This is a genomic window from Stenotrophomonas rhizophila (assembly GCF_020857975.1).
Taxonomy (GTDB): domain Bacteria; phylum Pseudomonadota; class Gammaproteobacteria; order Xanthomonadales; family Xanthomonadaceae; genus Stenotrophomonas; species Stenotrophomonas rhizophila_C.
This window is the reverse complement of the sequence record NZ_JACWUO010000012.1, coordinates 65850-79334: the sequence shown is the minus strand read 5'-3', so window position 1 is coordinate 79334 and position 13485 is coordinate 65850. Positions and strand designations below refer to the sequence as shown.

Annotated in this window: 10 protein-coding genes; all 10 read right to left on the bottom strand. The window is 68.4% G+C overall.

Going from position 1 to position 13485, the window contains the following annotated elements; genetic code table 11:
* Positions 1-34 precede the first annotated feature (34 nt).
* Positions 35-1513 carry a SulP family inorganic anion transporter gene (locus tag IC535_RS12745; RefSeq protein ID WP_228887009.1) on the bottom strand — a complete coding sequence of 493 codons (1479 nt, stop codon included), beginning with the start codon at positions 1511-1513 and terminating at the stop codon, positions 35-37.
* Positions 1514-1764: 251 nt separating this feature from the next.
* Positions 1765-2625 carry a hypothetical protein gene (locus IC535_RS12740; protein WP_228887010.1) on the bottom strand — a complete coding sequence of 287 codons (861 nt, stop codon included), beginning with the start codon at positions 2623-2625 and terminating at the stop codon, positions 1765-1767.
* 15 nt (positions 2626-2640) lie between these two features.
* On the bottom strand, positions 2641-2847 hold the full coding sequence (locus tag IC535_RS12735; protein ID WP_228887011.1) for a heavy-metal-associated domain-containing protein: 207 nt from the start codon (positions 2845-2847) through the stop codon (positions 2641-2643).
* 198 nt (positions 2848-3045) lie between these two features.
* Positions 3046-3546 (bottom strand): Cu(I)-responsive transcriptional regulator, encoded by a 501-nt coding sequence (cueR, locus tag IC535_RS12730; RefSeq protein WP_228887012.1) that lies wholly within the window; start codon positions 3544-3546, stop codon positions 3046-3048.
* A gap of 44 nt (positions 3547-3590) precedes the next feature.
* Complete coding sequence (locus IC535_RS12725) at positions 3591-4613, bottom strand: 2Fe-2S iron-sulfur cluster-binding protein (protein WP_228887013.1); 1023 nt, start codon at positions 4611-4613, stop codon at positions 3591-3593.
* Positions 4614-4622: 9 nt separating this feature from the next.
* Complete coding sequence (locus IC535_RS12720; RefSeq protein ID WP_228887014.1) at positions 4623-4889, bottom strand: glutaredoxin family protein; 267 nt, start codon at positions 4887-4889, stop codon at positions 4623-4625.
* Positions 4890-4900: 11 nt separating this feature from the next.
* Positions 4901-7429, bottom strand: a complete 2529-nt coding sequence (locus IC535_RS12715; protein ID WP_228887015.1) for a heavy metal translocating P-type ATPase — start codon at positions 7427-7429, stop codon at positions 4901-4903.
* Between the two features lie 59 nt (positions 7430-7488).
* Entirely contained in the window at positions 7489-8994 is a 1506-nt protein-coding gene (locus IC535_RS12710) for an efflux transporter outer membrane subunit (protein ID WP_306433102.1), read from the bottom strand.
* Positions 8991-12167: an efflux RND transporter permease subunit gene (locus IC535_RS12705; RefSeq protein WP_228887016.1), complete on the bottom strand. Its 3177-nt coding sequence runs from the start codon at positions 12165-12167 to the stop codon at positions 8991-8993. Before IC535_RS12705 ends, IC535_RS12710 begins: the two co-directional genes overlap by 4 nt.
* Positions 12164-13330, bottom strand: coding sequence for an efflux RND transporter periplasmic adaptor subunit (locus IC535_RS12700; RefSeq protein WP_228887017.1), 1167 nt, complete (start codon positions 13328-13330; stop codon positions 12164-12166). Before IC535_RS12700 ends, IC535_RS12705 begins: the two co-directional genes overlap by 4 nt.
* Between the last annotated feature and the right edge of the window lie 155 nt (positions 13331-13485).

Genomic DNA, 13485 nt, shown 5'->3' with positions numbered 1-13485 from the left:
AAGGCGGGCACCCGTGCGCCCGCCTTCCCGACACTCAATGGCCGGACGATAGCGTGGCGCCCGGCGTGCGATGCTTGCCCAACCGGTCCACCAGCGTCTGGCTCGCATCGTTGAGGCCATGGACCTCCACGGTCGCGCCGTGCTCACGCAGCTTCATCACCACCCGGTCCAGTGCGTCTACGGCAGTCAGGTCCCAGAAGTGCGCATCCTTCAGATCGATGATGACGTCGCTGGGGACATCCAGGTAGTTGAAGCTGCTCACGAACTGTCCGGCGGAGGCGAAGAACACCTGCCCCTTCACCACGTAGACCCGCGTGCCCGCATCCACCTGGGTCTCGCTGATCGTGAGCATCTTGCCGACCTTGCGGGCGAAGAACACCGCCGACAGCACCACGCCTGTCAGCACGCCCTTGGCGAGGTCGTGGGTGGCCACGGTCACGATGACGGTGCCGATCATCACCACCGAGGAACTCTTCGGATGGATGGCCAGCTCGCGCAGCGAGCGCCAGCTGAAGGTGCCGATGCTGACCATGATCATCACCGCCACCAGGGCCGCCATCGGAATCCGGCTCACCAGGCCCGAGCCGTATACCACCAGCAGAAGCAGGACCACGCCGGCGACCAGGCAGGAAAGCCGGCCGCGGCCTCCCGAGGTGATGTTGATCACCGACTGGCCGATCATGGCGCAGCCCGCCATGCCGCCGAAGAAGCCGGTGACCGTGTTGGCCAACCCCTGGCCTGCGCATTCGCGGTTCTTCTGGCTGGGCGTGTCGGTCATGTCTTCCACGATCTGCGCCGTCATCAGCGACTCCAGCAGGCCGACCACCGCCAGCGTTGCCGACACCGGCAGCAGGATCTGCAGCGTTTCCCAGGTCAGCGGCACGTCGGGAATCAGGAATACAGGGAGACTGTCCGGCAGTTCGCCCATGTCGCCGACGGTTCGCACCTCGAACCCGAAGTACATCGAAGCGGCCGTCAGCACGACGATGGCCACCAGCGGCGACGGAACCGCTTTGGTCGCAAGCGGCAACAGATAGATGATCGCCAGGCCCGCCGCACAGATCGCATAGACCAGCCAGGGCATGCCGATCAACTCGGGCAGCTGCGCAAGGAAGATCAGGATGGCCAGTGCGTTGACGAAGCCGGTCACCACCGAGCGCGATACGAAACGCATCAACGAGCCCAGCCGCAGGGCGCCGGCCAACAGCTGCAGCACGCCGGCCAGGATGGTCGCCGCAAACAGATACTGGATGCCATGGTCCTTGACCAGGGTGACCATCACCAAGGCCATGGCGCCGGTTGCAGCCGAAATCATGCCGGGGCGGCCACCGGCGATGGCGGTGATGGCGGCGATGCAGAACGAGGCATACAAACCCACCTTGGGGTCGACGCCGGCGATGATGGAAAACGCGATCGCTTCGGGAATCAGGGCCAGTGCAACAACGATGCCGGACAGCAGGTCGCCACGGATATTGCCGAGCCATTGCTGGCGCAGGGGATAGATTGCAGACATGTGGAATGATCTCCGCGCACAGCCGTGCGCGCCAAGCGAAAAAAAACAGGCACCCTTCCAGACATCAGTGTCTGGATCGCTTCTTCAATCAAGCGTCAGGGTGGCGTCATCGCTGGTGGATCCAGGCATTCCGGGGTGGCGATTGTAGCCGCTACGGGGATTGATGGGAAATCGTGGCTCGATCAACGCCCACCAACATGCCGTGGCCGGAATCTACCAGTCACGGCAGTGGCAACACCGCAATCGAGAACCTACGAACCCTTGGCCACGTCGACGACGAACGGAACGGTCCGGATCTCGCCACCGGCCATGAACTGGATCCAGAGCGCGTACTGGCCTGCATGGGGAGGCTTGGCGTGCAGCATCATCCGTGCCGGCACCGGCCCGGCCGGGTCATGCGCTGCGCCATGCGCGCCATGCGCGCCGTGTGCAGCGTTGGCGGCATCGGCCGACATCGCATGCGCGTGGACGTAGGCGAGATCGTCGGTGCCGACGAACACCGCGTGGGCCGGCACGCCCAGGTAAAGACCCAAATCCTGCGCCGGCTTGCCGTCCTTCAGGACCGTCAGGTTCAGCATGCTTTCCTTGCCGGCCTGCAGGCCGGCCTGGTCCAGCTGGATGGTATAGGGGCCATCGCTGCCGTGTCGGGAAGACGGCGCTGGCGTCGCCGCTGCACCCGGCGGCGACGCCACGGAGACGTCGAAGCGGACCACCTGCTGGCCCAATCCGGTGGGGACCGCGTCGGCGAACACATGGTAGACGCCGGGCCTGGGGAAGTTCATTGCCACCCGGAAGCGGCCGTCCGGCCCGGCCTTGCCGGGATGTTCGTGCAGGAAGCTGGAGAAGTCGCTGTCGGTAGCCAGGACGTGAAGCTGCTGGGTCAGCTCCTCGTCGAAATGCACGATGCGCTTGCCGGTGGTCTTGTCGGCGAAGGTGATCAGCAGTTCGCGGGAAAGCGGGCCGGTGGTTTCCATGGAGAGTTCGGCGGTGACCTTTTCGGCCGTCCCCGACAGCGCGAAGATGCCCTGGGTTACCGCATCGGAAGCCAGCGCGGGCATTGCCGCGGTGCCGATCGCGGCCACGCCGAAGCTGAGCAGTTGTTTGATGAACATCGGTGTGTCTCCTGGTTACCTGCCCGGCTGCGGCTGGTGCGGGTACCCGGCTTCTGCCAGTACCGCGATGAAGGCCGCTTCGTCCAGCGCGGTTTCCACGCGCACCTGCCGCGCGGGTGTGTCGGTTTCGATCTGGGCCAGCGGATCGACGCTCAGCAGCGCGTCTCTCACCGGCCGGGCGCAGGAACCGCAGGTCATGTTGGGGATGTGGAACTGAAGCATGTTGATCTCCTGGTTGTTGGGTGCGTGAGTCACTCTCGGCGTTGACAGCGTGGCAATGTCAACCGGGAATCCAGGAAATCCGCCGCTGGCTTGGCCTGCGTTCATCGTGCGGAAAACACAACCGACAGGACCGCGCACGCGCAGGCCCCACGGCCGCGGCGGCGGCATGGGGCGGCGCGTTGCGGCATGCCGCAGCTTTCAGGAGGTGCTTGAGCTGGCCTTGCGTGCGCGCGAGGAAGCCGGCATGTCCATGCCGAAGCGCGGTGTTTTGCGGGCCAACGCCGGGCGTTCGGCACGTGGGCGGGAACCGGTGTGCTCGGCCAGCTCCTCGATGATGGGGCAGTCCGGGCGGTTGTTGCCGTGACAGTTGTTGGCAAGCTCGCGCAGCGTATTGGCCATGGCCTGCAATTCGCCGATCTTGGCCTCCAGCTCGGCGACATGCGAGAGCGCCACCTTCTTGACGTCGGCGCTGGTGCGCTCGCCGTCGCGCCACAGCATCAGCAGTTCGGAGATCTGCTCGACGGTGAAGCCCAGGTCGCGCGAACGGCGGATGAAGCGCAGGCTGTTGGCCTCCTGCGTGGTGTAGTTGCGGTAGCCCGCCTCGGACCGGGTGGCCGGAGGAATCAGGCCGATGCTCTCGTAGTACCGGATCATCTTGGCCGACACTCCCGAGAACTTGGCTGCTTGCCCGATGTTCACGATATTCCCCTTGGGATCTGCTCGATCAGTATAGAAGTACGCCGTCAACCGGCGGTCAGTGCCGCCTCGGGCGTGAAGAAGACGTCGGCATGGAGGTCTTCCGGGCGCAGGCGCCCTGCCCCGCAGACGCGCATGGCCGCTTCCACCATCAACGGCGGGCCGGCCACATAGGCCTTCCATCCTTCCAGCAGCGGATGGTCGGCGGCCACCGCGTCGGTTACCCAGCCGGTGCGCCACGGCGATGGCCCGGTATCGTTGGACAGCACCGGGGTGAAGCGCAGGTTGGGATGGCGCCGGGCCAGTTGCTGGAAATGCGCCACCTGATAAAGGTCGGCACGGCTGCGCGCACCGAAATAGACAAGGATGGCCTGGCGCATGCCCTCGGCGAGTGCCGCCTGCACGATCGCCTGGATCGGGGCAAGGCCCGATCCGCCCGCGATACAGAGGATGGGGCCGGCATGTTGCCTGCGCAGCTGGGACGCGCCCAGCGGGCCCTCCACCAGCACCGGGTCGCCCGGCTGCAACGCAGCGTGGATCCACTCGCTCACCGCCCCGCCCGGCACCCGGCGGATGTGGAAATCCAGTTCGGCGTCCCCTGCCCCGCCGGCCATGGAATAGTCGCGCGGCGCAACGCCGGGGAAGGTCAGCCGCGCGTACTGGCCGGCCTCGAAGACCAGCCGCTCGGTGCCACTGGCGGCGAGCCGGATACGCTTGATGTCGTGGGTGAGGATTTCGATCGCCTGCACCCGGTACGCCAGGCGTTGCAGCGCCGGCGCCGGGCCGGTATCGATGTCGCCTGCACGGATGGCAACCCGGTCGCTGCCCGGCATGGCGCGGCAGGCAAGGAACAGGCCCTGCGCCTTCTGGGCGTCGGTAAGCGCGAAGCGGCTATGTTCCAGGTGCACCACTTCGCCGCTGATCAGCCGCGACAGGCACGAACCGCAGCGGCCGGAACGGCAGCCGTGCGGATAGGCAACACCGGCCGCCAGTGCAGCCTCCAGGATGGTGCTGCCTTCGGCCACGGCAAGGCGGTGGCCGGCAGGCTGGATGTCGACGTGCCTGGTCATCGCCGCCACTCAGGCCGCCCCGGACAAGCCGAGCGCGGCGGCCAGCAGCGGCTTCTGTTTCAGGAAGGTGCCGTAGAAGAACGCGTCGCCCACCACGGTGATCGGCGCCACGCGGACGCCGGTGCGCGCCTTGGCTTCCTCCATCACCTCGCGCAGGGTGAGATCGCGCTCTTCGAACGCGATTCCCTGGCTGCCCAGCCAGGCTTTGAGCGTATGGCAATCCGGGCAGGTTGGCGTGGTGTACACAATGACGGGGGGATGGGATGTACTGGCCATGGCAGCCTCCTTCAGGCGGGTCCGGGGGTGGCGTCGATGTTCATGGGGGCGCTGAAGCGCTTGAGCCGCAGCGCATTGGCCAGCACGAAGATGCTCGACAGCGCCATCGCCGCCGCCGCGAAGATCGGCGACATCAGGGTGCCGTTCAACGGATACAACGCGCCGGCCGCGACCGGGATCAGCACCGCGTTGTAGGCGAACGCCCAGAACAGGTTCTGCTTGATGTTGGCGATGGTGGCCTGGCTCAGCGCGATGGCGTTGATCACCCCGCGCAGGTCGCCGGCCATCAGCACCACGTCGGCCGCTTCGATCGCCACGTCGGTGCCGGTGCCGATGGCCAGGCCAACGTCGGCCTCGGCCAGCGCGGGCGCATCGTTGATGCCGTCGCCGACGAAGGCCACCCGCGCGCCGTTGACGCGGAACTTCTTGAGCGCGGCGACCTTGCCATCGGGCAGCACTTCGGCCGCCACTTCATCGATGCCCAGCTGGCGCGCGATCGCCGCGGCCGTGGCGGCGTTGTCGCCGGTGATCATCGCCACCTTCAGCCCCAGCGCGTGCAGCGCCCTGATCGCCTCCGGGGTGGTTTCGCGGATCGGGTCGGCCACTGCGATCACCGCGGCCAGGCGGCCGTCGATGGCCGCGTACAGCGGGCTCTTGCCCTCCTCGCCCAGCCGCTGCGCGGCCGCCCGGAATGCGCTGACATCCAGGCCCAGGCGGGTCATGAAGCGGTCGGCGCCGACCGAAACGGTATGCCCGGCAACGGTGGCGGTCACGCCGAAGCCCGGCGTCGCGTCGAAGCCATCGACCGCCGCCAGGCTGAGCCCGCGCTGGCTGGCAGCGGCAACGATGGCTTCGGCGATCGGATGCTCGGAGCGGGTTTCCACGGCCGCGACCAGCGCCAGCACCTGGTCGTGCTCAAAACCGTCGGCCGGCACCAGGTCGGTCAGCTCGGGGCGGCCCTTGGTCAGCGTGCCGGTCTTGTCCAGCGCCACCACGCTCACATCGCGCAGCGCCTGCAGCGCCTCGCCCTTGCGGAACAGCACGCCCAGTTCGGCGGCGCGGCCGGTGCCGACCATGATCGAGGTCGGCGTGGCCAGCCCCATCGCGCACGGGCAGGCGATGATCAGCACCGCCACCGCATTGACCAGCGCGAAGGTCAGCGCCGGCGACGGGCCGAACACCAGCCAGACCAGGAAGGTCAGCGCCGCGGCGGCCATCACCGCCGGCACGAACCACATGGTCACTTTGTCCACCAGCGCCTGGATCGGCAGCTTGGAACCCTGCGCCTCTTCGACCAGGCGGATGATCTGCGCCAGCACCGTGTTGGCGCCCACCCGGGTGACCCGGAAGCTGAAGGCGCCGGTCTTGTTGAGGGTGCCGCCGACCACATCGTCGCCCACGTTCTTGGACACCGGCACCGGCTCGCCGGTGATCATGCTTTCATCCACGTACGAGGCGCCCTGGACGACCTGGCCGTCCACCGCCACCTTCTCGCCCGGGCGCACCAGCACCACGTCCCCGGTGGCCACCTGTTCCAGCGGGATCTCCACGGTGGCACCGTCACGTTCCACCCGTGCGGTCTTGGCCTGCAGCCCCACCAGCCGCTTGATCGCCTGCGAGGTGCGGCCCTTGGCGCGCGCCTCCAGGGTGCGTCCCAGCAGGATCAGGGTAACGATCACCACCGCCGCTTCGAAGTAGACGTTCGCCGTGCCCGGCGGAAGCACGCCCGGCGCAAAGATGGCCACCACCGAGTAGCCGTAGGCGGCCGCCGTGCCCACCGACACCAGCGAGTTCATGTCCGGGCCACCGCGCAGCAATGCCGGCACGCCCTTGCGGAAGAAGCGCAGGCCCGGCCCGAACAGGACCAGGGTGGCCAGCGCGAACTGCAGGTACCAGCTGGTCTGCTGGCCCAGCGTATGCATTACCCAGTGGTGCATGGCCGGCACCAGGTGCGAGCCCATTTCCAGGATGAACACCGGCAGGGTCAGCACCGCGGCGATCAGCAGCGAACGGCGCAGCTCGCGCCCTTCGGCCTCGCGCCGCTCTGCGTCCTGATCGCCCGCCGCGCCGGCCGCTGCCGCCACCGGATGGGCGCTGTAACCGGCCTTGCCGATCGCCTCCACCAGCTCGGCGATGCCGACCACGCCGGCCAGGTGGCGTACCTGCACCCGCTCGGTGGCCAGGTTGACATTGGCGTGGATGACCCCGGGAACCTGCCGCAAGGCCTTTTCCACCCGGCCCACACAGGATGCGCAGGTCATGCCCTGGATCATCAGCGCGCTGGTTTCCTCGTGGACCGCGTAACCGGCGCCCTCGATCGCATCGACCACCGCCTGCGGATCGGCGGCGCCGATGAAGGTGACCTCGGCACGCTCGGTGGCGAGGTTGACCACGGCGGTGTTCACGCCGGGAACCGCGTTGAGGGCACGTTCCACGCGCCCCACGCAGGAAGCGCACGTCATTCCCTTGACCGGAAGGCTGAGCCGCCCATGCGGCGGTTTGGTCGGTCTGGCGTCTTGCTGGACAACGGCGGAAGCCATCGGGCTACCCCTTGTGAGTGTAAGTTGGAACGAGCTTAGGGATTCCCACGGTGGGAAGGTCAAGGGCCTGGCACGGGCCCGGTGAGTCGCCCTTCAGGGGCGCCGCTGGCGCCGCCGCAGGCGCTGCCGGCCTCGGTGCACGGCACCCAGCCGCCGCCCAACGCCTTGTAGATACTGACGATGGCCAGGCGCTGCTCGGTGCGCGCCACCACCAGGGCGCGCCGGCTGGCGAAGTCGGCCCGTTCGGCCTCCAGCACCTCCAGATAGAGGCCTTCCCCGTGCGCGAACTGCGCCCGTGCCAGGCCGGCGGCCTGCCCGGTGGCGGCCGCTTCCCGGGCACGCAGTTGCAGCGCGGTGCCGGCCGCGCCATAGGCGGCGAAGGCGTTGTCGGTTTCCTCCAGCGCACGCAGCACGGTCTGGTCGTAGTGGATCAGCGCTTCGCGGGCACGGGCTTCACTGGCCGCGATCCTGGCGCGCGCCCGGCCGGTGTCCAGGAAGGACCAGCGCAGCAACGGTGCCAGCAGGCTGGACAGCGCCGAACTGCCGCCGGTGGACGCCAGGCTGCCGGCCACCACGCCGATCGAGCCTTGTATCTCCAGCTGCGGGTACAGCCCTGCGGTCTCGACCCCGATGCGCGCGGTCGCCGCGGCCAGGCGCAGCTCAGCCGCCTCGATGTCCGGGCGCCGTGCCAACAGCGCGGCCGGGTCACCCACCACGATGCTCCGCACCGCCAGCGCCTGGCCGACGGTTGGCGATGCAGGCGCAGCGAAGGTCTGCGGTGTCTGGCCCAGCAGCAGGGCCAGCGCATTGAAGGCTGCGGTGCGGCGGCGTTCCAGTTCCGGCGCCACCGCGTCGACGGCGTGCAATGCCGCTTCGGCGCGCAGCCGGTCCAGCGCCGTGGCCGAACCGGCATCGGCCAGGCCCTCGACCAGGCGCAGGCCGTCGCGCTGGCTTTGAGCGATGGCGGCCACCACCTCCAGCTCGGCATCCAGCCCGCTCAGTTCGAACCAGCTGGCCGCCACCGCCGCCGCCACGCTGGCCTGTACATCGCGCAGCAGCGCTTGGCGGGCGCCGGCGTCGGCCCGGGCCGCCTCGGCCGACCGCCGCACGCGGCCGAACAGGTCGATCTCCCAGGAGGCATCCACGGCAGCGCGGTAGGTCTCGCTCCGGCGCGGCTGCCCCGGCGCGGTTTCCGTTTCGCTGCGGCGGCGGTTCTCATGGCCCACCCCGGCGCCGCCCTGCGGCAGGAAGCCCTGGCGGCTTTCGCGCAGCATCGCCCTGGCTTCATCCAGGCGTGCGGTAGCCAATCCGATGTCGTGGTTGGCCGCCCAGGCGCGAGGGATCAGCGCGGTCAACGCCGGGTCGTCGAAGGACTGCCACCACGCCGCGTCCACCGCGCCAGGCAACAGCGCGGCAGGCCGCGCGCCGAAATCGGCCGGGAACGCCGCCGAAGGCAGGTGCGGCGGCGACGGCCGCGAGACGTCGGGGCCCACCGAGGCGCACGCGGACAACAGCAGGCCGGCGCCAAGCGGAAGCACGATCAACAAACCTCGGCGCCTGCTCATGATGCAACCTCCTGCTGGCCGGCCGCCGGCCCGGGCCGGGGCTTTTCGAAGCGGGATGAAATGCGGCGGATCACCACATAGAACACCGGCGTCAGGAACAGGCCGACCACGGTCACCCCCAACATGCCGGCAAACACCGCAACGCCCATCGCCTGGCGCATCTCCGCACCCGCGCCGGTGGCCAATACCAGCGGCACCACGCCGGCAATGAAGGCCAGCGAGGTCATCACGATGGGCCGCAGCCGCAGCCGGCAGGCCTCCACCACCGCGTCCACCGTGCCCCACCCGTCGGCCTCCAGCGTCCGGGCGAACTCGACGATCAGGATCGCGTTCTTGGCCGCCAACCCGACCAGCACGATCAGCCCGATCTGCACGAACACGTTGTTGTCGCCGCCCATCAGCCAGACGCCGCCGATCGCGCTGAGCAGACACATCGGCACGATCAGCAGCACCGACAGCGGCAGCAGCCAGCTGTTGTACTGCGCGGCCAGGATCAGATAGGCGAGCAGGACGCACAGCGGGAAGATGTACAGCGCCGCATCGCCGGCCAGCTTCTGCTGGTAGGTCAGTTCGGTCCATTCAAAGCTCACCCCTTCCGGCAGCACTTCCTTTGCCAGCCGTTCCATCACCGCCACCACCTGGCCTGAACTGACCCCCGGCGGTGCCCCGCCGGAGATGTCGGCCGAGGGGTAGCCGTTGTAGTGGATGACCCGGTCCGGGCCCGAGCCCGGCGTTACCGTGACGAACGAGGACAGCGGCAGCATCTGCCCGGCGGCATTGCGTACCTGCAGCTGGCCGATCGCCTCGGCCTGCATGCGGTGGGCCGCATCGCCCTGCGCGGTGACCTTGTAGGTGCGGCCGAAACGGTTGAAGTCGTTGATGTACAACGAGCCGAGATAAACCTGCAGCGACTCGAACACATCGGCCAGCGGCACGCCCTGGCTCTTGGCCTTGGTGCGGTCGATCACCACGTCCAGCTGCGGCGCGTTGACGTCCAGGCTGGTCATCACCCCGGCCACCTGCCCCGACTCGGTGGCCTTCATCATCAGCAACTGGGTCTGCTGGACCAGGGTGTCCAGCCCTACCCCGCCGCGGTCCTCGATCTGCATCTTGAACCCGCCCGTGGCGCCCAGCCCGGGCACCGGCGGCGGCGGGAACACGCCCAGGAAGCCGTCCTGGATGCCGGCGAACCTGGCCTGCAGGCGCCCTGCGATCGCCGTGGCGGCCAGATCGGGCGATGCGCGGTCCTTGAACGGATCCAGCATGACGAACATCACCGCCGCGTTGGGCACGTTGACGAAGCCATTGATGGAAAGCCCCGGGAAGGCGACCACGCTTTCCACGCCCGGCTCGGCCAGCGCGAGCTTGGACATCTGCCGGACCACCTCGTCGGTACGGTCCAGCGATGCCGAATTGGGCAGCTGGGCGATGCCCACCAGGTAGTACTTGTCCTGCATGGGCACGAACCCCGGGGGCACAACCTTGAAGCCGAACAGGGTCAAGGCCAGCAGGCCGGCATAGACGAACAGCGCCACCCCACTGACCCGCACGATCTTGCGCACGCCGTTGCCATAGGCATCCGGCGCGCGCGCGAAGGGACGGCCGAGCCACTGCAGGGCACGCTCGGCACGGCCACGCAGGCTGCGCGGATCGCGCGGGCTTGCGGCCGTGCGCGGGCGCAGCAGCATGCCGGCCAGGGCCGGGCTGAGGGTGAGCGAGTTGACCGCGGACAGGATCGTGGAGATCGCGATGGTGAGCGCGAACTGGCGGTAGAACTCGCCCTGCAGGCCGGTCAGGAACGCGGTGGGAATGAACACGGCGGCCAGCACCGAGGTGATCGCGATGATGGGGCCGGTGACCTCGCGCATGGCGCGTCTGGCCGCCTCCACCGGTTCCTCGCCGTCCTCGATATGCCGCTCGACGTTCTCCACCACCACGATCGCGTCATCGACAACGATGCCGATGGACAGCACCAGGCCGAACAGCGACAAGGTGTTGAGCGAGAAGCCCATCAAGTGCATGACCGCGAAGGTGCCGATCAACGACACCGGCACCGCCAGCAGCGGAATCAGCGAGGCCCGCCAGTTGCGCAGGAACAGCACCACCACGATCACCACCAGCACGATCGCTTCCAGCAGCGTGGTGGCCACCGATTCCAGCGAGGCCCGCACGAATACGGTCGGGTCGTAGGCGATACGCGAGCTCAGCCCTTCCGGGAAGCCCTTCTCCAGCCGCTGCATGGTCTCGCGCACCGCGGCGGAGACATCCAGCGCGTTGGCGCCGGGGCTTTGAATGATCTGCAGCGCCACCGCCGGCTCGCCGTCGAGCAGGCTGCGCAGCGCATAGGCATCGGCGCCCATTTCGATCCGCGCAACGTCGCGCAGGCGCGTGACCTGGCCCTCGCTGCCGGTGCGGATGATGATGTCGCCGAACTGTTCTTCGTCGGTCAACCGCCCCAGGGTGTTGACCGTCATCTGGAAGGCGGCGGTGGAATCGGGCGACTGGCCCACCGAGCCGGCGGCCACCTGTACGTTCTGCTCGCGCACCGCAGCGATCACATCGCCGGCGGTCAGGCCGCGGGCGGCAATCAGGTCCGGATCCAGCCACAGCCGCATGCTGTATTCGCCCGCGCCCCAGACCAGCACGTCGCTGATGCCCGGAATGCGCGACAGCTCGTCGCGTACCTGCAGGTAGGCGTAGTTGGAGATGTAGAGCGGATCGTAACGTTTGTCCGGCGACAGCAGGTGGACCACCATCAGGATGTCCGGCGAGGTCTTCTGGGTGACCACGCCCTGGCGCTGCACCTCGGCCGGCAGGCGCGGCAACGCACGCGATACCCGGTTCTGCACCTGCACCTGGGCCATGTCCGGGTTGACGCCGTCGGCAAAGGTGACGGTGAGGATCATCCGGCCGTCGGTGGCCGACTGCGAGGACATGTACATCATGCCCTCCACGCCGGTGATGGCCTGCTCCAGCGGTGCGGCCACCGTTTCCGCGATGACCTTGGGATTGGCGCCGGGATAGGACGCGGTGACCTGGACGGTGGGCGGAGTGACTGCCGGATACTCGCTCAGCGGCAGCTGGAAGAACGCGACGATGCCGGCAATCACCATCAGCACCGACAGCACGATGGCGAAGATCGGCCGGTCAATGAAGAAACGCGGGAAATTCACTGCCCTGCTCCTTTCTTCCCGGGCGCTTTCAGCGGCGCGCCGTAAATGGCGCTGGCCTGCGGCGTCACCTTCATGCCCGGGCGCACCAGGCCCTTGACCACGATGCGTTCGCCCGGCTGCAGGCCCTGCTCGACCACCCGCAGCCCGTCCACCACCGGGCCCAGTTCCACCGGCCGGTATTCGGTGGTATCGCCCTTGCCCACCACCAGCACGTAGCGGTGGCCCTGGTCGGTACTGATCGACTGGTCTGATACCAATACCCGTTGTTTCGACGCACCGGCCTCCAGCCTGATCTTGGCGAACAGGCCGGGCGTCAGTTGGCCGTCGGGGTTGTCGATCACCGCGCGCACCCGCACCGTCCCGGTCCCCCGGTCGGCGGCGTTGGACAGGAAATCCAGCCGCCCCTGGCGGGTGAAGTCCCGGTCGGTGACCAGGGCCACCTGCACCTTGGCCGATGCCGCGCCTGCCGCGTTGCCTTGCGCGCGTCCGGCCGCCAGCGAGCGCAGGTAGGTGCGCTCGTCCACGTCGAAATAGACGTGCAGCGGGTTGACCGAGACCAGGGTGGTAAGCGGGGTGACCCCGCTGGCGACATAGTTGCCCTCGGTGACCAGCACCTGCCCCACCCGGCCGCTGATCGGCGCGGTGACGCGGGTGAAGCCCAGGTCCAGCTGCGCCGCCTCCAGCGCCGCCCTGGCCGCGTCCACCTGGGCCCTGCCCGCGCCCAGCGCGGCGGTGGCGGTGTCGAGCCGGTTGCGGGCCACGATCTTCTGCGCGAACAACTGCTCGGCGCGCGCATGCTCGGCCTGGGCCAGGGCCGAAGCTGCTTCGGCCTCGCGCAGGCGCGCGGCGGCGGCGTTGCGCGCGGCCTGGAAGGGACGCGGGTCGATGTGGAACAGCGCCGTGCCCTTCTCCACGAAGCTTCCTTCCGGCACGCTGACCTGCTGGACATAGCCGGCAACGCGCGGGCGCAGTTCCACCTGTTTGACCGCGGTCAGCGAGCCGGTGAACTCGGCAAAGGGCGTGACCGGCCGGACCACGACCTCGGCGACCGGCACACCGGGCGGCTGGGCGGGGCCAGCGTCGGGTGCGGCCTGCCTGCATCCGGCTAAAGCGAGCGCGGCGGCGATCGCCACTGTCATCAAGGTGGTGCGCGTGATTGTCATCGTTGTGCCTTTCCGCGACTGCGGCTGGATTTCTGGTCTGCTGAACCGAAGCGGCTCCGGCGACCGTTGTCCGGCATGCAACGCTGGGAAGGTCAAGCGGTTTTTACAGGCATGGCCCGATGCGCTGCCCGGTCTGCAGGCATGGCAATGCCGGC

Coding starts and splice junctions, on each gene's coding strand:
- IC535_RS12745 (WP_228887009.1), bottom strand. CDS start 1,513: ATGTCTGCAATCTATCCCCTGCGCCAGCAATGGCTCGGCAATATCCGT.
- IC535_RS12740 (WP_228887010.1), bottom strand. CDS start 2,625: ATGTTCATCAAACAACTGCTCAGCTTCGGCGTGGCCGCGATCGGCACC.
- IC535_RS12735 (WP_228887011.1), bottom strand. CDS start 2,847: ATGCTTCAGTTCCACATCCCCAACATGACCTGCGGTTCCTGCGCCCGG.
- IC535_RS12725 (WP_228887013.1), bottom strand. CDS start 4,613: ATGACCAGGCACGTCGACATCCAGCCTGCCGGCCACCGCCTTGCCGTG.
- IC535_RS12720 (WP_228887014.1), bottom strand. CDS start 4,889: ATGGCCAGTACATCCCATCCCCCCGTCATTGTGTACACCACGCCAACC.
- IC535_RS12715 (WP_228887015.1), bottom strand. CDS start 7,429: ATGGCTTCCGCCGTTGTCCAGCAAGACGCCAGACCGACCAAACCGCCG.
- IC535_RS12710 (WP_306433102.1), bottom strand. CDS start 8,994: ATGAGCAGGCGCCGAGGTTTGTTGATCGTGCTTCCGCTTGGCGCCGGC.
- IC535_RS12700 (WP_228887017.1), bottom strand. CDS start 13,330: ATGACAATCACGCGCACCACCTTGATGACAGTGGCGATCGCCGCCGCG.